At 57.7% G+C, this 19,597-nt stretch carries 16 protein-coding genes; 5 read left to right on the top strand and 11 right to left on the bottom strand.

What is annotated here, in order from left to right; genetic code table 11:
* Positions 1 to 52 precede the first annotated feature (52 nt).
* From dhaM to dhaK, 3 genes are read right to left on the bottom strand one after another with little or no spacing between them, the layout of a single operon-like run.
* Entirely contained in the window at positions 53 to 1,471 is a 1,419-nt protein-coding gene (dhaM, locus tag PGR09_RS18340) for a dihydroxyacetone kinase phosphoryl donor subunit DhaM (protein WP_063416559.1), read from the bottom strand.
* Between the two features lie 10 nt (positions 1,472 to 1,481).
* Positions 1,482 to 2,114, bottom strand: coding sequence for a dihydroxyacetone kinase subunit DhaL (gene dhaL / locus PGR09_RS18335; RefSeq protein ID WP_007372179.1), 633 nt, complete (start codon positions 2,112 to 2,114; stop codon positions 1,482 to 1,484).
* 10 nt (positions 2,115 to 2,124) lie between these two features.
* A complete protein-coding gene (gene dhaK / locus PGR09_RS18330) occupies positions 2,125 to 3,195 on the bottom strand; it encodes a dihydroxyacetone kinase subunit DhaK (RefSeq protein WP_047039461.1) in 1,071 nt (356 codons plus the stop codon).
* 555 nt (positions 3,196 to 3,750) lie between these two features.
* Here dhaK and PGR09_RS18325 point away from each other — a divergent pair.
* Entirely contained in the window at positions 3,751 to 4,848 is a 1,098-nt protein-coding gene (locus tag PGR09_RS18325; RefSeq protein WP_007372182.1) for a glycerol dehydrogenase, read from the top strand.
* Positions 4,849 to 4,964: 116 nt separating this feature from the next.
* The gene (gene dhaR / locus PGR09_RS18320) at positions 4,965 to 6,896 is read left to right on the top strand and encodes a dihydroxyacetone kinase operon transcriptional regulator DhaR (protein WP_063416557.1); all 1,932 of its coding nucleotides are present in this window, start codon (positions 4,965 to 4,967) and stop codon (positions 6,894 to 6,896) included.
* A 10-nt stretch (positions 6,897 to 6,906) separates the two neighbouring features.
* Here the strand turns inward: dhaR and PGR09_RS18315 are convergent, their stop codons facing one another.
* Complete coding sequence (locus PGR09_RS18315; RefSeq protein WP_047043142.1) at positions 6,907 to 7,602, bottom strand: helix-turn-helix domain-containing protein; 696 nt, start codon at positions 7,600 to 7,602, stop codon at positions 6,907 to 6,909.
* Between the two features lie 515 nt (positions 7,603 to 8,117).
* On the opposite strand from PGR09_RS18315, the gene PGR09_RS18310 reads away from it, so the two are divergent.
* The 3 genes from PGR09_RS18310 to PGR09_RS18300 all read left to right on the top strand — a co-directional run bounded on the left by PGR09_RS18310 (position 8,118) and on the right by PGR09_RS18300 (position 12,173).
* Positions 8,118 to 9,806: an arylsulfatase gene (locus PGR09_RS18310; protein WP_047043139.1), complete on the top strand. Its 1,689-nt coding sequence runs from the start codon at positions 8,118 to 8,120 to the stop codon at positions 9,804 to 9,806.
* Positions 9,807 to 9,878: 72 nt separating this feature from the next.
* Positions 9,879 to 11,141, top strand: a complete 1,263-nt coding sequence (locus tag PGR09_RS18305) for an anaerobic sulfatase maturase (protein WP_047043135.1) — start codon at positions 9,879 to 9,881, stop codon at positions 11,139 to 11,141.
* Positions 11,142 to 11,177: 36 nt separating this feature from the next.
* Positions 11,178 to 12,173, top strand: coding sequence for an HAD family hydrolase (locus tag PGR09_RS18300; RefSeq protein ID WP_047043132.1), 996 nt, complete (start codon positions 11,178 to 11,180; stop codon positions 12,171 to 12,173).
* A gap of 271 nt (positions 12,174 to 12,444) precedes the next feature.
* On the opposite strand, the gene PGR09_RS18295 is transcribed toward PGR09_RS18300, so the two are convergent.
* The 7 genes from PGR09_RS18295 to PGR09_RS18265 are packed head-to-tail and all read right to left on the bottom strand — an operon-like array spanning position 12,445 to position 19,563.
* Positions 12,445 to 13,443, bottom strand: coding sequence for a BatD family protein (locus PGR09_RS18295; protein WP_047043129.1), 999 nt, complete (start codon positions 13,441 to 13,443; stop codon positions 12,445 to 12,447).
* On the bottom strand, positions 13,440 to 14,963 hold the full coding sequence (locus PGR09_RS18290; RefSeq protein ID WP_315711532.1) for a VWA domain-containing protein: 1,524 nt from the start codon (positions 14,961 to 14,963) through the stop codon (positions 13,440 to 13,442). The genes PGR09_RS18295 and PGR09_RS18290 overlap by 4 nt, the downstream gene beginning before the upstream one ends.
* Positions 14,960 to 15,937 (bottom strand): VWA domain-containing protein, encoded by a 978-nt coding sequence (locus tag PGR09_RS18285; protein ID WP_430916396.1) that lies wholly within the window; start codon positions 15,935 to 15,937, stop codon positions 14,960 to 14,962. The genes PGR09_RS18290 and PGR09_RS18285 overlap by 4 nt, the downstream gene beginning before the upstream one ends.
* Entirely contained in the window at positions 15,930 to 16,370 is a 441-nt protein-coding gene (locus PGR09_RS18280) for a DUF4381 family protein (RefSeq protein ID WP_047043120.1), read from the bottom strand. The genes PGR09_RS18285 and PGR09_RS18280 overlap by 8 nt, the downstream gene beginning before the upstream one ends.
* The gene (locus PGR09_RS18275) at positions 16,371 to 17,273 is read right to left on the bottom strand and encodes a DUF58 domain-containing protein (RefSeq protein WP_047043117.1); all 903 of its coding nucleotides are present in this window, start codon (positions 17,271 to 17,273) and stop codon (positions 16,371 to 16,373) included.
* Positions 17,273 to 18,271 (bottom strand): AAA family ATPase, encoded by a 999-nt coding sequence (locus PGR09_RS18270; RefSeq protein ID WP_430916395.1) that lies wholly within the window; start codon positions 18,269 to 18,271, stop codon positions 17,273 to 17,275. Before PGR09_RS18270 ends, PGR09_RS18275 begins: the two co-directional genes overlap by 1 nt.
* Positions 18,268 to 19,563, bottom strand: a complete 1,296-nt coding sequence (locus PGR09_RS18265) for an anaerobic sulfatase maturase (RefSeq protein WP_430916394.1) — start codon at positions 19,561 to 19,563, stop codon at positions 18,268 to 18,270. Before PGR09_RS18265 ends, PGR09_RS18270 begins: the two co-directional genes overlap by 4 nt.
* Between the last annotated feature and the right edge of the window lie 34 nt (positions 19,564 to 19,597).

Raw genomic sequence — 19,597 nt, 5'->3', positions numbered from 1 at the left:
AAAACTCACCCTCCGGAGGCGGGCCTCCGGAGTGGTAACGGTCAAAGTAGATTTAGCGACGAATAAGACGTTGCTGATGCATATCGAGCGTGATGGCTTCGCCAGGCTGAATATCATTCAGCGCGTTGCCCTGCTGGCATAACCAGGCGATCCCCGCCGCGCGGGCGATAATCGCGCCGTGGGCCTGTTCGCTGCCGTCGCGCAGGCACAGGCCGGTGACCTTGCTGGCATCCAGTTGGAGTACGGTCGAGGGATAAATATTGTCGGCGATAATAATCGTCGGCTCACTGGCGAATGGCAGCGTCTCCTTAATACCCTGCAGATGGCGTAGCGTGCGCTGCAGAATATCTTCGATATCGATATAGCGCGCCTGCAGGTAGGCGTCATCCAGCTGGCGATACTGTTGGCTGAGCTCCATCAGCACCTGATGCCACGCCCATTCCGCCGAGCACTGTTCGGTGAGCAGACGATCGTTGGCGGCATCAAACAGATCTTCATCGTCGAGTAAAGTGTGATGACCGGCGAAGATCGCCGCGATATCGGCGTTAAATTTGTTTTCCGCCAGCTCGGTGAGCGCATTGAGATCGGCCAGCGTCTGGTCGATCGCCTGGCGCAGGCGCTGCTGCTCGCGAGCAACGTCGGCGGCGGCGGGGAGCGCCGGTTGGATCGGCGCCAGCGGATAAAGCAGCGCCGCGCCTTCAACACGCGCAGGTATGGCGGGTTCCGCAGTCGGCTGCGCCTCCGGCGACTCGCCGAAGTTATCGGCGGCCAGCGCCTGAAACGCCGCCAGCGCCGCATCGGCGTCCGGACCGCGAGCCAGCAGGCGCAGCTTATCGTGGCGGCGCACCTGCAGCAGAGCGATTTGATTCAGACTGTCCGGGGTAACGCATTTGCCGTTTTTCTCCAGCACCAGGTCGGCGTTAAAACCCGCCAGCGCGGCGACCAGCTTCGATGCCGGACGCACGTGCAGGCCGTTGTGATTGTTAATAATGACTGAAACCGATTTAGCGTCGCCGTCGTCAGCAAGCGTTGGGGCGGCGGCGTCAGGCGTGTGCGAGGGTAAACCCAGCTGAACCCGCTTGGCTTCCAGGGCGTTCATGGCATCGGCGATAACCTTGTCGATCCCGGCGCCGGAGGCGGCGCTGACGGTGGCCGCCAGCGTCCCTTCGACCAGCGGCGCGGCGCACAGCCGCACCTTTGCCGCAATCGCCGGATCGAGCAGATCGAGGGCGGTTTCGGCGCTGAGCAGGGCGCTGCCGATATCCATCATCACCAGTACATGGTCGGTATCGGCGACGGATTCAATCGCCTCCATGACTTTAATCGGATCGGTGCCGATCGGGCTGTCGGGATCGTCGATCCCGGCGGCGATCGCCAGCTTACAGCCATCGTTCATTAACATCTGCCGGGCCAGTTCTCCGACACCTTCGCCCAGCCGGGCGCTATGAGAAACAATAACCAGGTTTACCATCGCGATTTCCTTACTCTTTGGCGGCGGCAGCCAGCATCTGAACCATAAACAGCACCGAGGTCGCGCCGGGATCCTGATGCCCGATGCTGCGCTCGCCGAGATAGCTGGCGCGGCCTTTACGCGCCTGCATGGTGATGGTGGCGTGGGCGGCGCGCTCGGCCACTTCGCAGGCGGCATCCAGCGCGGCGGGGATAGACAAATGCTGCTCGCTGGAATGACGCAGGGATTCCACTACCGGCAGCCAGACGTCGCACATCGTCTTATCGCCCGGTTCCGCTTTACCACGGTTGACGACGCCGTCCGCGCCTTCGCGGATCATCTGATAAAGCTCGTCGAGGGTCAGGCTCTGATGCGCCTGGGTGACCTGGGCGGCGCGGATAAAAAAGGTGCCGAACAGCGGGCCGCTGGCGCCGCCGACGTTGGAAAGCAGCGTCATCCCGGTATTCTTGAGAATAAAACCGATGTCTTTATCGGCGATCGACGGCAGCTTTTCGACGACTTTGCTGAAGCCGCGATGCATATTGAGGCCGTGGTCGGCGTCGCCGATCTCTTTATCAAGGCCGGTGAGAAAATCGCTCTGTTTGGTGAAAATATCGCCGCAGCGGTATAGCCAGTCGACGATTTGCGTTCTGTTCAGTGACATGTCGTGCTCCTTATTTTCCCCAGTTCAGCGCCGGGGTATGGACCGGGGCGTCCCATAACGCCAGCGTGTCATCATCCGCTTTCAGCAGGGTGATGGAGAAACCTGCCATATCCAGCGAGGTGCAGTAGCTGCCGATGAGGTTGCGTTCAATCACAATGCCGGACGCTTCGCAGCGCTGGGCGAGGCGGTTGTAAACGCCATACAGTTCGGAAAGCGGCGTGGCGCCGAGGTTATTGACCAGCGCGATAACCCGATCGCCGTTTTGCAGCGCGGTTTTGCTCTGTTTCACTTCCTGCCACGCCCCCTTGACGTTATCCCACTGGCGCAGCGTGCGGCTGTATGCGCCGTTTTCCAGCAGGGTATCGAACATCTCATCGACGGTTTGGTCGAGTGAGCTGAAGCGGCGGCGGTCGATACCCGGCTCGCCATGGATGCCGACGCCGAACTCCATCTCGTCATCTTTCAGAGTAAAGGAGGGTTGTCCGGCGGCCGGTACGGTGCAGGCGCCCAGCGCGATACCAATCGAGTGACCAAGGTTATTTAAACGGCGGCCCAGTTCGGCGCAGGCTTCCAGCGAGTCGCCGCGTTCGGCGGCGGCGCCGACCAGTTTTTCAATCAGCACGGTATTGGCGACGCCGCGGCGTCCGGCGGTGTAGAGGCTATCTTTTACCGCCACGTCGTCATCCACCACGACGGTGGTGACCTTAACGCCGCTTTCGTGCAGCAGCTCGGTGGCGGTCTCAAAATTCAGGATGTCGCCGGTATAGTTTTTGATAATCAGCAGGACGCCTTCGCCGCCGTCAATCTGCATCGCGCATTCGAACATTTTGTCCGGCGTCGGCGAGGTGAAAATTTCCCCCGGGCAGGCGCCGGAGAGCATGCCCTGGCCGATGTAGCCGCAGTGCATCGGTTCGTGTCCGCTGCCGCCGCCGGAGAGCAGCGCCACTTTGCCGGCGACCGGCGCATCGGCGCGGGTGACATAGACCGGGTCCTGGTGCAGCGTCAGTTCAGGATGCGCTTTCGCCAGGCCGACGAGTTGTTCGCTGAGTACATCTTCCACACGGTTAATCAGTTTTTTCATTGTTTATGCTCCGTAGGGTAGGGGAGGTCGCCTGTCTATAAGGGTAGCCCGGCGATGTAATGATTCTGGCTGAGCGGGCGCAAAATAAAACGCTGTCAAAATGAGTTCCATAACGGAACGTAGAAAATGATTTTTGTTCCTTTATGGAACGTTATTCGCCGATAAACAGAAAAATTGCGAGCCAGCGCTAATAATGTGGCCGTTTTTTTCTGCTATCAGAGATGAGGCTATGATGATTTTTTTCGCCATTGTGCCGCATTGAGGCGATTTTATGCGTTAAAGAGGGGGGGCGATAATGGCTTTTTAGCCAAAATGAGCCGATCGCGATCGCAATCCCATCGCTTTCTCAGTCATGTTGTTTCAATGTGGAACGTATTATTTTTTTATCTGTTTCAGAACAGAACAAAAAAGGGAAAAATTTTTTTCGCTTTTGCTCGCCCTACAGTGGATGCATCGCTCCGGCAGCGTGGCTGTAGGCGCCATTGATACCAGGCGCCGCGGCATGACGGCCAGGGCTCACGTGTCAACACATGCACTTATTTGAGGGTGAAAGGAATGCTAAAAGTTATTCAATCTCCAGCCAAATATCTCCAGGGACCTGATGCCGCCATGCTGTTCGGCGAATACGCTAAAAACCTGGCCGACAGCTTTTTTGTTATCGCCGATGACTTCGTGATGAAGCTGGCGGGCGACAAAGTATTGAACGGCCTGCATAGCCACAATATTAGCTGCCATGCGGAACGGTTTAACGGCGAGTGCAGCCATGCGGAAATCAACCGCCTGATCGCTATTCTTAAGCAGCACGGCTGCCGCGGCGTGGTGGGTATTGGCGGCGGGAAAACCCTCGATACCGCGAAGGCTATCGGCTATTACCAGAAGCTGCCGGTGGTGGTGATCCCGACAATTGCCTCAACCGATGCGCCGACCAGCGCGCTGTCGGTTATCTACACCGAGGCGGGCGAATTTGAAGAGTATCTGATCTACCCGAAAAACCCGGATATGGTGGTGATGGACACGGCGATTATCGCCAAAGCGCCGGTACGCTTGCTGGTGGCCGGGATGGGCGATGCGCTCTCCACCTGGTTTGAAGCCAAGGCCTGCTTCGATGCGCGAGCCACCAGCATGGCGGGCGGGCAGTCCACGGCGGCGGCCTTGAGCCTGGCGCGCCTGTGCTATGATACGCTGCTGGCGGAAGGCGAAAAAGCACGCCTGGCGGCTCAGGCTGGAGTGGTGACCGATGCGCTGGAGCGCATTGTCGAAGCCAACACCTATCTGAGCGGTATTGGCTTTGAGAGCAGCGGCCTGGCCGGCGCGCACGCGATTCACAACGGTTTCACCATTCTTGAAGAGTGCCACCATCTGTATCACGGCGAAAAAGTCGCTTTCGGCACCCTGGCGCAGCTGGTGCTGCAAAACAGCCCGCTGGAAGAGATCGAAACCGTGATGGGCTTCTGTGAAAAAGTCGGCCTGCCGATCACCCTTGCGCAGATGGGCGTGAAAGAGGGTATTGAAAGCAAAATCCACGCGGTCGCGAAAGCCACCTGCGCGGAAGGCGAAACCATCCACAATATGCCGTTCCCGGTCACCGCGGATAGCGTCTACGCCGCCATCCTTACCGCGGACCTGCTTGGGCAGCAGTGGCTGGCGCGTTAATTCGTTTTCGCCTGACCGAGACGCCGCAGCATAATGCGGCATGAACTTTCCCCTCCGGCAGCCGCTGCCGGAGGGTTTTGTCGTTTTAACTGTGTTAACTACAGCGGAAAAGGGATATGACAGCTCAGACTCAGGGCGCGGAAAATGAAGTTTCAGCCGTTATCAGCCAGTCGTGGCATCGCTGCAGCAAATTTATGCAGCGGGAAACCTGGCAGGCGCCGCATCAGGCGCAGGGGCTGACCTTTGAATCGATCTGCCGTCGCAAAACCGCGCTGCTGACCATCGGTCAGGCGGCGCTGGAAGATGCGTGGGAGTTTATGGCCAACCGCCCCTGCGCGCTGTTCATCCTTGATGAGTCGGCCTGCATTCTGAGCCGCTGTGGTAACCCGCAGACACTGGAACAGCTGGCGGAACTGGGATTTCGCGACGGCAGCTACTGCGCGGAGAGCATTATCGGCACCTGCGCGCTGTCGCTGGCTTCGATGCTCGGACAGCCGGTCAACACCGCGGGCGACGAGCACTTTAAGCAGGCTCTGCGGCGCTGGTCGTTCAGTTCGACGCCGGTGTTCGATAACCATGGCCGCCTGTTTGGATCGATTTCGCTATGCTGCCTGCGCGAAGAATGGGCCCCGGCGGATCTGTCGCTGACCTTGGCCATCGCCCGCGAAGTGGGTAACTCGCTGCTTACCGACAGCTTGCTGGCGGAATCTAACCGTCACCTTAATCAAATGTACGGCCTGCTGGAAAGTATGGACGACGGGGTGATGGCGTGGAACGAGCAGGGAGTGCTGCAGTTTCTCAACGTGCAGGCGGCCACGCTGCTGCATCTCGATACCCAGGCCAGCCAGGGGCGAAATATCAACGAACTGCTGACCCTGCCGGCGTTGCTGCGCCGCGCGATTAAACAGGCCCGCGGCCTTAATCATGTGGAAGTGACCTTCGAGAGCCAGCATCAGTTTATCGACGCGGTGATCACCCTGAAGCCTATCGTGGAGGAGCAGGGCAATAGCTTCATTTTACTGCTCCACCCGGTGGAGCAGATGCGTCAATTAATGACCAGCCAATTAGGCAAAGTGAGTCATACCTTCGAACAGATGTCGGCGGATGACCCGGAAACCCGCAGGCTGATCCACTTTGGCCGCCAGGCGGCGCGCGGCGCTTTCCCGGTGCTGCTGTGCGGCGAGGAAGGGGTGGGTAAAGAATTACTGAGCCAGGCTATCCATAACGAAAGCGAGCGGGCGCCGGGCCCGTATATTTCGGTTAACTGCCAGCTGTACGCCGACAGCGTACTGGGACAGGATTTTATGGGCAGCGCGCCAACCGACGATGAAAATGGCCGCCTCAGCCGACTCGAACTGGCTAACGGCGGCACGCTGTTCCTGGAAAAAATAGAGTATCTGGCCCCCGAACTGCAGTCGGCGCTGCTGCAGGTGATAAAACAGGGCGTGCTGACGCGTCTTGATGCCCGACGGCTGATTCCGGTAGATGTGAAAGTGATCGCCACCACCACCGTCGACCTCGCCAACCTGGTGGAGCAGAACCGCTTTAGCCGCCAGCTGTACTATGCGCTGCATTCGTTTGAGATAGTCATTCCGCCGCTGCGGGCGCGGCGCGGCAGCATTCCTTCGCTGGTGCATAGCCGTCTGCGTCGGCTGGAGAAACGCTTTTCATCGCGGCTGAAGGTCGATGACGACGCGCTGGCCCAACTGACCGCCTACCCGTGGCCGGGCAATGATTTTGAGCTTAATAGCATTATTGAGAATATCGCGATGAGCAGCGATAACGGGCATATCCGCTTAAGCAATCTCCCCGAACATCTCTTCTCTACCCGGCCTGGTAGCGAAACGGCCTCATCGCTACTGCCGTCGAGCCTGTCTTTCAGCGCCATCGAGAAAGAGGCGATTATCCAGGCGGCGCGAGTGACCAACGGCCGGGTACAGGAGATGTCGCAGTTGCTGAATATTGGCCGTACCACGCTGTGGCGCAAGATGAAGCAGTACGATATCGACGCCGGGCAGTTTAAGCGCCGGGGGCAGGATAAGGGTTAAGCCAGCGGCGTTAATATTTTTCCGGCAGCTCGTTGACAATATCGACGAGCTCGCCGTTTTTCATCGTGATATAGCCGCCATTTTTCAGATCGGAAAGTACCTGAAACAGATAGCTACGCGACATTTTCGTGCGTCGCAGGATAAAGTTTGCCAGGCTCGGGTCGTGTAATACGCCCTCATTTTTCTGCTTGAGATAGCGATAAATCATGGAGCGAATGACAAAATAGCGGGTGCCAATAGCTCTTTCGTCATGCGCATCGAGCAAAAACGCCAGCGTGATGGCCATCATGTTCATCAGGAAGGTGAATTTATCGGGCTGAGTAAAATGTTTCTCAAAGTATTCGAGATTACAGCTGAACACTTTGACATTTTTTTTGGCGGTATAGTGCAACTGAATGCCCGGACCATAATTCTCGACAATACCAAAAAACATCCCTTTGATGCCTTTGCCGATCTGAAACAACTTTTTCGGTTGGGTTTTCGCTTTTCCAGAGGTGAGAATAAAGTTGTGCTCCTGCATCTCAACGGCAATGACGCCTTCAAGAACAATAATAATCTCGCCTGTACTCAGGGTGAAAGGCGTATCATCAGCAATTTGGCGTATATTATTGCTGTGAGTTAACGAGTCTATCGCCTTTATATTCTTTGAAATCATCTTATTATATTCATCGATGATGTGGGAATAGGGCGTTTGAATACGACTCATTTTCTCTCCGGGCTTAACTCTACCGCTTTATTACTCTTTGCTATTTTGCAGTGGCGATACTTTATATTTTAATGGCGCGGAATTACGCCTGATACAAAATATCTAAATTTAAAAGCTGGCGCCAGATAGCAAGCATCACTTTTGCAGTCCGTTAACGGACTGAACTATCGCTCTTTTTAAAACACTCACTTAGACTGTTTTAGTGGGGTAGTTGGGCTTCTTTTTTTAGTAACTAAGAATCCACTTAAATATTGAATGATAATATTGCTTTTGCCGCGGTTTTATTTAGTGAAACGGTGATGGTGATTGGCTTTGCATAAATGAAAAAATAAAATTGTACGTGTGGATTTTTATTGCTTTCTCTACTTCACTTAAGCGGAATCGCCTCAGTAGCGACAAGGTTTTCGCTGATGTCGCTCATCTCATGTTGAGACTTATCTAATCTGACAACGCCTGCCTGACATTAGCCAAATCCTAAGTGAAATCAGGCGCATTCTGAGCAATGAGGTTTGAAGATGAATAAAAAATATAAGGGTATCGGCGTGCTGGCATTTGCCGCCGGCTCGCTCTTACCCGGCGCGACGGTCAATGCCGCCGATCAAAATGCGGTCGCTCCCAGCGATGGGGCGGCAAAGAAGCCCAATATTATCCTGATCGTCTCTGACGATACCGGCTATGGCGACCTCGGCGTCTACGGCGGCGGCGAAGGCCGCGGTATGCCGACGCCAAACCTCGACAAAATGGCCGATGAGGGGATGACCTTTTTCGACTTCTATGGCCAGCCAAGCAGTACGCCGGGCCGCGCGGCGATGCAGACCGGGCGCATTCCCAACCGTAGCGGTATGACCACCGTGGCCTTCCAGGGGCAGGGCGGCGGTTTACCGAAAGAAGAGTGGACGCTGGCCTCGGTGCTGAAAACCGGCGGCTATAAAACCTTCTTCACCGGTAAATGGCACCTCGGTGAAGCCGATTACGCGTTACCTAACGCGCAGGGCTACGACGAAATGAAATACGTCGGCCTCTACCACCTGAACGCCTATACCTATGCCGATCCGACCTGGTTCCCGGATATGGATCCGCAACTGCGTGAAATGTTTGCTCGCGTCACCCGCGGCGCGCTCTCCGGCAAGGCAGGCGAAGCGCCGAAGGAAGAGTTCAAAATCAACGGCCAGTATGTGAATACCCCGGTCGTTGATGGCAAAGAGGGCGTGGTCGGCATCCCATTCTTCGACCGCTACGTCGAGAAGGCTTCGCTGGACTATCTTGAAGCAAACGCAAAATCTTCCGAACCCTTCTTCATGAGCATCAATTTTATGAAGAACCACCAGCCGAACATGCCGGATCCGGATTACGTCGGCAAGTCGATGTCGAAGAGCAAATACGCCGACTCGATGGTGGAAATGGATGCCCGCGTAGGCCATATCATGGATAAGCTGCGTGAGTTGGGGATCGATAAAAACACCCTTGTGGTATGGACCACCGATAACGGCGCCTGGCAGGACGTTTATCCGGATGCCGGCTATACGCCATTCCGCGGTACCAAAGGTACTGACCGCGAGGGCGGCAGCCGCGTTCCGGCTATTGCCTGGTGGCCAGGCAAGATTAAAGAGCACAGTCGTAACCACGATATCGTTGGCGGCCTCGATCTGATGGCGACCTTTGCTTCAGTGGCCGGGATTAAGTTACCGACCAAAGACCGCGCCGGGCAGCCGATTATCTTCGATAGCTACGATATTTCGCCGGTACTGTTCGGCACGGGCAAAGATCCGCGTACTTCCTGGTTCTACTTCACCGAAAACGAGTTGACCCCGGGGGCGGCGCGCGTCGGCCACTATAAGGCGGTGTTTAACCTGCGCGGCGATAACGGCGCGAAAACCGGCGGCCTGGCGGTGGATTCCAACCTCGGCTGGAAAGGGCCGGAGTCCTATGTCGCAACGGTGCCGCAGATTTTCGATCTCTGGCAGGATCCGCAGGAACGCTACGATATCTTTATGAACAACTATACCGAGCATACCTGGACGCTGGTGACCTTCAACGAAGCCATCACTAAGTTGATGAAAACCTACGTCGAGTATCCGCCGCGTAAGCCGCAGAGCGAAGCCTACAGTGGGCCGATTACCCTGTCGCAGTACCAACGCTTTAGCAATATTCGTGAACAGTTAAAACAAGAAGGGTTCCAGTTGGCGATGCCGACCGGCAACTAAAATGACGTTGGCCCGGGCGAAATGTCCGGGCCTTTTGCTGTTGTGAGCATTCTCCGAAATGGGTTCTGGTCGATGAAAAAAAGCACCACCATTCCATTAACGCCTTTGCAGAACCAGGGGCGCTATCTGCCCGCCTATAAACGTCGCTATCACATGATGGCGAAGCCCAGCGGCTCCACCTGCAACCTGGACTGTCAATACTGTTTTTATCTGCATAAAGAGCAGCTTCTGCATCAGCCACACGACAAAGGAATGAGCGATGAGGTACTGGAGAATTTCATTCGTCAGTACATTCAAAGCCAGGATGGCGAAGAGATTATTTTCTCCTGGCAGGGCGGCGAGCCAACCCTGATGGGGCTGGAGTTTTTCGAAAAGGTCGTTGCGCTGCAAAAGAAATATCAGCCGAAACACCAGCGCATTGAGAACGATCTGCAGACCAATGGCGTGCTGATTAACGATAAGTGGGCCGCCTTTCTTAAGCAGCACAATTTTCTGGTCGGCGTGTCTATCGATGGCCCGCGTGAGATCCACGATCGCTTCCGCGTGACGCGCAGCGGCAAACCGACCTTCGACAAGGTCATGGAAGGGATCGCGGCGCTGAAGCGTCACGGCGTGCCTTTTAACGCCCTTGCGGTCGTCAACCGGGTCAATGCCCGTTTCCCGCGCGAGGTATATCGTTTTCTTACCCGCGAACTGGGCGCTACCTATATCCAGTTCACGCCCTGCGTAGAGGCCGCCGAGTTTAAAACTACCGCGCCGCAATTCTGGCGCGAAGAGACGATCCCCATCACCGGCAGCCGCCGGGCGAAACCGGGGGATCTGGATTCGATCGTCACCGACTGGTCGGTGGATCCCGACGATTGGGGACATTTTCTGACCGAAGCTTTTGATGAATGGGTGACCTGTGATCTGGGCCGCGTGCAGGTCAATTTGTTTGAAACCGCCGTGGTGCAAACCATGGGACTCCCATCCCAGTTATGCATTACCGCGCCGTTTTGCGGTAAGGCGCTGGCGATTGAGAAAAACGGCGACGTCTACTCCTGCGATCACTACGTCTATCCGGAATATAAGCTTGGCAATATTAAGGCGCACAAGCTGGCGCATATGGTCTTTTCCGAGCGGCAGAAAGTGTTTGGGATGGGCAAGAAAGAGACGCTGCCGGCCTACTGCAAAAGCTGTCCGCATCTGAATTTATGCTGGGGCGAATGCCCGAAAAACCGCATCGTGCGCGCCCCGGACGGCGAAGAAGGGCTCAATTATTTGTGTCCCGGCTTTCGCCATTTTTACGCGACGGTTAAACCGACGCTTGAGAAAATTGCCGCCATGCTGAAGTAGGTCTGGTTTTTGGCGGTGGAATAAGAAGGAAAAACAATGAAAAAAACAGTACTGCTCAGCATGCTGCTATTGAGCTTCACCAGCGCGGCAGCCACCGATATGCTGCCGGCATGGAAAGATACCCCTGCTAAACAGGCGATTGAGCAATGGGTGCAGGGGGCGACGCGTGAAGGCGGAGCGGACTTTATTCCGTTAGATAAGCGCTACGTGGTTTTTGATAATGACGGCACCCTGTGGCCGGAAGCGCCGCTGACTTTCCAACTGCAGTTCGCAGTGGATGAAGTGAAAAGACTGGCGCCGGAACATCCGCAATGGCAAAAAGATCCGCTGGTGGCGGCGGTACTGAACAACGATTTGAAAACGGTAGCGGCGGGCGGTGAAAAAGGGCTACTCAAGTTGCTGGCGTTAACCCATAGCGGCATGACCACCGAAGAGTTTAGTCAGCGAGTCAGCGCATGGTTTGACAGCCATCAGGATAAACGTACCGGTTGTCGCTATGACCAGTTGGGATATCAGCCGATGCGCCAACTGCTGGACTATCTGCGCGCCAATGGCTTTAAAACGTGGATCGTTTCCGGCGGCGGAATTGACTTCATGCGCGTGGTGTCGGAGAAAATGTACGGTATTCCGCCGGAGCAGGTTATCGGTTCGTTCGCGCTCAGCGAGTTTAGCCTGACGGATAATGGTACCGAGCTGCGCAAAACGATGAAAGGCGCATTCAATGATGACGCCGCGGCCAAACCGGTGGCGATCCACCTGTTTATGGGCCAGCGCCCGGTTGCGGCTTTTGGTAACAGCGACGGCGATTTGGCGATGCTGCAATACACCGCAGCCAACCCGAACTATAAAACCTTTGAGCTGCTGGTCCACCATACCGATGCGGCGCGAGAGTATGCCTACGACAGCCATCCTTCCGCCAGCGGCAAGCTGGTGAAAGGATTGACCGAGGCGAAACAAAAGGGTTGGACAGTCGTCGATATGCAGCAGGACTGGAAGACGGTATACGACCCGGCGCAGTGTAAGGCGAAATAAAAAACGCCCCATGTTGGTCCGGGCAATGGCGGTGAGTTCGGATCCGTATTTTTGCCGGATGGCGGCTGCGCCTTATTCGGCCTACGGTCCGTGTGCCTGGCTGAAACTGTCGGTGTTGATCGCCTCAAAATCCCCGGTGGCGCTACCGCTTACCGGGGCTACAGTACTGTGCGGTCTGGTAGCCCGGATAAGGCGCAACGCGCCGCCTCCGGGAAAATCCCTGGTGGCGACGGGCCGCCCTCTGTGCGCTCCCTGCGCCACGGATAATTGTCTAAGGGGCCAGCGGCGGCAACGGCTGCGGCTGCCAAAATCGCCGCCAGCGCCGGTTGATGCCGAGAAGCGTTCGATAACTCCAGCGGCGGCCAAACCATCCGCCTCCGACCGCCGCGGCGGCAATGAATACCCACATCAGACTTTGCCAGGAGACCATTCCCGTTGTTCCGCGCAGCGCTTGCTCCGCGCCGCCCTGTCGCGCCGCGGCGACGTTCAACGTTTCTCCCGCCAGCTTCGCCGTTCGCCATTGATGATTAACGGTATCCCACCAGCGCAGGCTAATCGGCGGTAGTACCAGCGTACCGCTATGACTGGGTAAATAGCGCAGTCGTTCCACCCGGTGGGCGCCGATGACATCGCCGCGCTCGCTTTTTAATGCCTCACTGACCGGCGCCAGACGCTGGCTCTCGCTACCGCTAATGGCGTACAGCAGCGGTGGAATTTGCCCCGGTAGCGCATCCCGCGCCTCGACGGTCACGATACGGTCAACGACATCACCGACCCGCAGCGTGGCGTCTTTTCCTGCGTGATACTGTTGAATTTGCTGGTTGAGCGTCAACTGGCTGGCCGGTAAAAAATGGTCTGCCTGAGTGGTATTGGCAGGCCAATTAACCGGGCGTTCCAGTGCCGGAAGATGCACCGTGACCGGCGCCTGATTGGCGGATGACGCGGTGATATCGATCGCCGGCAGGCGCAGCACGCCCTGCTGCCAGGCGCTGACCTGACGTTCAAGGCGAATGCCGCTCCAGACGATCCCGTTCTTTTTGCGCGTCACCAGCTGTGAAGGCAACGCGGTAGGCAGGAGTTCGCCGTTTTTGACCGCAAACTCGGGCCACTGCGGCGGCGGGTTAAACCAGCTATCCGTCCACCAGGTGACGGCCACCCGAACCGGCTGGCCGGGGACGATCTGCGTCGGCGCTTCCAGTTCACGGGTGATGTCCATCGCCGCATGCGCCGGCAGGGTGGCGGCCAGCAGAAAAAGTAGCGCTTTGTTCATGGCGTGGTATCTCCCGAGCCGTTGCGATACAGGCTTTTCAGTAGCCCCGTTGGCGAAACATCCAGTGCATCAAACCATTGATTAACCTGCGGACTCTCCCCGGCGATGGCGCCGATTTGCTGCTGATCGATGCCCTGGTTTTTCTGCAGGTCGTGGACCAGCTTATCCGGGCCGTCATCCATCGCATCGCCCTGCGCCTGCTGGCGTTCACGCTCTTGCTGCCGAATGCGCATCACGATCTGCGAGATTTTGTCGCGATTTTGCAGCGCCATGGACCAGTCAGGATGTAGATAGAGGGCGCGATCGTAGCTGTCGAGCGCCTGCTGCCACTGCTTTTGCTGAGCATAGCTGTTACCTAGCCACAGCAAGGTTTCCGCGGTTGGCGGCGCGGCGCGAAACGCGCTGGCGGCGGCAGAATAGTTGCCCGCCCGATACCAGGCGATACCTTGCCATAAGGGGTCGCGATAATGCCCGGCGGCAGCGGCGTAGTCGCCGCGGTTGAAGGCGTGCTGCCCCTGGATATCCGGGCGAACCCAGGCATCGAGCCAGGCGGCATCGCTATGCGGCGACCATAGCACCGCGGGAAGCAGCAGCGCCGCCATCAGTAGCTGGCGTCGCCAGAACAGCAGCAGGCACAGCATCGGCACGATCAGCAGATAGCCGCTGTTTTTCCAGCGCAGATCCTGGCGGGCGTTATTTTGTTGAGTCACCGATTGTTGAATGTGGCTGGCGATGACGCGCAGATCGTCACCATCATCGCTGACCAATGTCACCGGGATCCCGGCGTCGCGCAACTGGCGGAAACGATCGACGTTCAGCCGGGTATCGACGCCGAGGCTGGCATACTTATCCGGCAGCGCTCCACCCGCGGCGGTGCCGGGAACCCAAATTTGCAGCGGTAGATGTTGTCCTATCAGCCAGTCGACATCAGCAGGCGACAGGGTATCGGCAACGAGGATCAGGCTATGCGGGCTGTCTTTGGCAGTAGGCAGATTTTTTAACGCCAACGCGACCGCCTGCGGCAGGGCGGAACCGCTACCTTCCGGCAGCAAAGAGGGCGACTGGGCGTTGAGAAATAGCTGATAAAACTGCGGATCCTGCGTCAGTGGCGTCGTGAGAAAAGCCTGGCTGCTGTAGACCACCAGACCGAAATGCGCCCCGGGCTGCTGCTGCATTAGCGCGGCGATTTTATGCTGCATGCGCTGATGGCGCGAGGGCGGTAGATCGCGGGCATACATCGCCAGATCCTGCTGCAGAATCACCATTACGTTGCTCTGCGGGGTGAGCGCCGCCGGTAGTTCACGCTGCCAGCTCGGGCCCGCCAATGCCACAACGCCGAGTGTGAGTAGCCATGGCAGCAGACGGGTTAGCCTGCGACGGCGCTGAATAATCAACGCGCGAAAAGGTTTATCCATTAGCGTTGACCAGGCGCAAGCGCCGTAGCCTGGAAGCCAGGCCACCAGCACACACAACAGCAGCGCGGTTAAGCGCCACGGATAGAGGAAGTGAAAATCGCTCATGCCATTTTCTCCCTGAGGACACGGCCGCAGGCGGCCAGCAGTAACAGTAACAGCGCAGAGGCGAGCGGCCATGGATAGAGCGCCTGATGCCATGACCAACCGAGGCTTTTAACCTGCGCCGGGGTGAGGGCGTCGATTTGTTGCCAGACGCTATCCAGCGCGCTGCCGGAATGCGCGGCGGTCCAGCTCTGGCCGCCGGTGGTTTTCGCGATGCGCTGCAGTAGCGGCAAATCGACTTTGTCTTTGCTGGTATCGCTGAGGTCGCCGAAGGCGATGGTATGAACCCGGACATGGTGGTCGGCGGCAAGCTTTGCCGCCAGTTCAGGCGACAGCTGCGAAGCGGTATCGTTGCCGTCGGTGAGTAAAATCGCCAGCTTATCGGCCTGCTTATCAGGGCCATTATCCAGTAACTTAACCGCCACGCCCAGCGCGTCGCCGATAGCGGTTTGCTGGCCAATCATGCCCGGCGCCAGTTGATTAATGCGCGTTTGCAGCGCCTGTTTATCTTCGCTTATCGGCGCGAATGGCCAGGCTTTGCTGGCGAAGATTACCATGCCGATGCGGTCGGATTGCCGGGCGGCGACAAACTTGCGCACCGATTGCTGTACCGCCTGCAGGCGCGTATTACCGCCCTGGATGTCATTTTTGGCCATTGAACCGGAGACATCGAGGATCAGCACGATGTCGCGCATCGGCCTGCTGATGTACTGCGGCGGCGTCAGGTATTCCGGCCGCGCCAGCGCGCAGACCAGCAGCGACCAGATAAGCCAGAACAGCACGGCGCTGGCCCCGCCACCGCGTTTCGACCGGGTATCGAGCTGTAACGCGTCAATTAGCGAGGGTAAAAACGGTACCCGCACGCGCTCGTCGGTGGAAGTTGCCGGGAGCAGGAGAAAACGAGTGAGCAGCGGCAGCGCCAGCAGTAGCGCGGCCCAGGGCCAGGCGAAATCAATGTGGGCGAGCCATTCAGACATGTGGAAGCTCCTTTAGCCACTGCGCTAACTGAGCGCGAAGCCGCGCCGTCTGCTGGTCGTTCAGGGCGTTGTCTGCCCGGCAGTAACGGGAGATGAGCTGGTCGCGCAGGTCGGTATCCAGCGTCAAAGACGCCAGCACGGCTTCCGGCGCCAGCGTTTGGCTAACCGTGCGACGTGGCTGGTGGACCAGTTGTACGCGTTTAATCAACTGCATCCAGCTATCGGCGGTATGCTGATGATTGAGCGCCAGCAGCGCTTCCCGCCGCCAGCGATTGCGACGCCAGCGGGCGTAGCGGATAAGCAGGAGCAGCGCTGCCAGGCTTACGGCAATCGCAAGCAGAATCAGCCAGCCGATTGGTAGCGGAAACCAACTGGGGGCGGGGGGGAGCGCGGGCGTTAGTAGATCCGGCACCGCATAGCCTTTCTCAAACATTTAAAGCCCTTTTTGTAACTGACGCAGCAGGTCCTGAGTTACCGTCAGATGATTAACCCGAATACCTAACTGGTTGAGTTGCTGCTGCTGACGCGCCAGCCGACCGATGATGTGTTGGCGAATATCGGCGCTGAGCGCAGAGGTGAGAGTGACGCTGGCGCTGCGCCCGCCGTAGCAGGCGGCCAGCGTACCGGAGCGCGGCAGGCGAAGATGAAGGTCGTCGAACAGCACAAATGCACTGACTTCGCAGCGTCGGCGCAGATGCGCCAGCATGGCCTGCGCTGGGGCGTCGAGGTCATGAAAATCGCTCAGGATCGCGACCCAGGCGCCGCGTGGAATCGCGCTGACGGCGCGCTGCAACGCCTGCGCCAGCGTCTGCGCGCGCTGAGGCTCATGAGGATATTGTTGGGCCAACAGCTGATTATAATGCGTCAGATTATCCAGCAGCTCGGGTAGCGCGCGCCGTGGGGCGCTACATGGTTGCAGCGCCAGCGTGGTATCGTTAAACACCAGGCTGCCGAGGCGATCGCCATCATGATGGCTGCGCCAGGCCAGCAGCGCGGCGGTTTTTGCCGCCGCCGCTGATTTCGTTTGTCCGCGGGTGGCGAAGTACATATCTAATCGTTGGTCGACCAGCAAAAAGACCGGGCGTTCTCGCTCTTCATTGTACTGGCGCACCCACGGCGTACGTAGACGGGCGGTTGTCTGCCAGTCGATCATTCGAACATCGTCGCCGGGTTGATAACGACGCAGGCTATCGAAGTTGAGCCCACGGCCCTGCTGGCGGGAGGCGCGTTCGCCGGACAGCGCACCTGGCGGGATCTGCCCGGGCGGGTTTGCAATCAACCGCGACTGTGGCGCGAGGTCGAGCAGAATCTGGCGATTAACGCAGAGATCGCTCATTAGATCACCACGGCGTTCAGCAGCATGGTAATCACATCGTCGGCGCTGCAACCATCGGCGCTGGCCTGATAGCTCAGCATCAACCGGTGGCGCATCACCGCTGGCGCGATAAAACGCACGTCTTCCGGACGAACCGCGTCACGTCCCGCGAGCCAGGCCTGCGCGCGGGCGCAGCGCTCCAGCGCTAAGGTACCACGCGGGCTCAGGCCGTAGGCCAGATAGCTGGCTAACTGCTCGCTGATGCGCTGCGGCTGGCGGGTGGCGTTGACCAGTTCGACTATCCAGGTTTCGATAATCGGCGCGACGTGGATTGCGCTTATTTCCTGCCAGCAGGAGGCGATCTCCTGTTGGCTGAATTGCAGAGATTCCACTTCCGGCGCAGGGGCGGTTTTTGTCGCCGCGCTGTATTTCGCCTGCTGCTCGGCGCGAACCAGTTGCATCACCTGCTGTTCATGCTCTTTCGACGGATAGTCGACCTGCACTTTCATCAGAAAACGGTCAAGCTGGGCTTCCGGCAGCGGCCAGGTTCCTTCCTGGTCGACGGGGTTCTGCGTCGCCAGCACCATAAAGACATCCGGCAGCGGCCAGCTTTTGCCCGCTACGGTGACGTGGCGCTCTTCCATCGCTTCCAGCAGCGCTGATTGTACGCGGGCCGAAGCGCGGTTGATTTCGTCCGCCAGAATCACGTTACCGAATACCGGCCCCGGGCGAAAACGAAATTGTTCTTCTTCGCGGCCGGCGTTTTGCTGATAAATTTCGCTGCCGGTTATATCCGAGGGCAGTAGATCCGGAGTGAATTGGATACGGCGGAATTCACCGGCAATATGCCGCGCCAGCTCGCGGACGGCGCGGGTCTTCGCCAGCCCCGGCAGCCCTTCCAACAGGATATGCCCATCGCAGAGCAGGGCGATGAGCAGCATTCGAACGACGTTTTCCTGACCGAGCACCTGCGTGTTCATGCGCTGCTCCAGCTGTAGCATTTTCTCGCGAAGGCTCATCGATTGACTCCTTTAAAATCGCGTTTCACCAGGGTGACAATGCCCGCCAGAATCGGCTCGGCATAGTTGAAAAAGGCCTTAATGCTCGGACAGAGATAGTTCAAGCCGGCTTCGCCGTCGGCGGTGAGCACCAGACGGTTTTTCGGGCATTCGCCGTGGCAGAGCTTCAGGTAAGGGCACTGCTTGCACTGCTGCGGTAGCGTGTCGCATTTACCCATACCGAAAGCCTGCTGACGTTCGGAGAAAGCCATCCGCGCCAGGCTGTTATCGGCAATATTGCCGATTTGATATTCGGGATAGACGTAGTGATCGCAGGAGAAAACATCGCCGTTTTTCTCGACCGCGAGGCCTTTGCCGCAAAATTCCGCGGTGGTGCAAATTTGCGCCGGCATGCCCATCATTTGGGCCACGGCGGTTTCGAACAGATTGACCTGTACGCGGCCAAGATCGTTGTTCACCCACTCTTCGAAAGTCGCGATCAGGAAGCGTCCCCACTCGTCCGGGTCGACCGACCAGTCGGTGACGATAGCGTCTAAATCGCCGGGGCGCGCGCGGCGGCTGCCGACGGTGGGGATGCTGTCATCACGCCAGAAATGAGGCGCGGTCTGGGTAAAGTCCACCGGTTCGACGCAGGGGTTAAATTGCACGTAGGTCGCCCCCAGTTCGCGGGTAACAAAGCGGTAAACCTCTAATGGGAAACGGGCGTTGGTACGGTTGACGGTGACCAGCGCATTGAATGGTACGCCGTGGCGTTTCAGGGCGTCGACGCCGGCCATCACTTTATCAAATGTCGGTTTGCCGCTACGGGTGATGCGATAGCGGTCGTGCAACTCTCGCGGGCCGTCGATCGACAGGCCAACAAGGAAATGATTTGCTTTGAGGAATTCAGCCCAGGCATCGTTAATCAGGATACCGTTGGTTTGCAGATCGTTTTCGATCCGCTGGCCGGGCTTTTTATACTGCTGTTGGAATTTCAGCACTTTGTGGAAAAACTCCAGTCCCATCAGGGTCGGTTCGCCGCCCTGCCAGGAGAAGACCACCTGTTCGCCATCCTGTCCATCGATGTACTGGCGGATAAAGTTTTCCAGCGTTTCATCGCTCATGTAGCTGCGCTTTTCCTGCTGGAGTAAGTGTTCTTTGTGCAGGTAAAAGCAGTAGCTACAATCGAGATTACAGGCGGAGCCGCTGGGTTTCGCCATCACATGAAAGCGACGTTGGTAGGCGGGGCCGTTACCCGCGTACTTTTCTGCCGAAGGTAATGCGTTAACAGGCACGGTGGTGCTGTGTTTCATAAATAACTCCCGGATTAGTCAGGTCGAGGGTAAG

The organism is Klebsiella sp. 141251, from assembly GCF_050600725.1.
In the GTDB taxonomy this organism is placed as follows: domain Bacteria; phylum Pseudomonadota; class Gammaproteobacteria; order Enterobacterales; family Enterobacteriaceae; genus Klebsiella; species Klebsiella aerogenes.
Note: the sequence above shows the minus strand (reverse complement) of the source record. Positions and strands in the feature narration are given on the sequence as shown.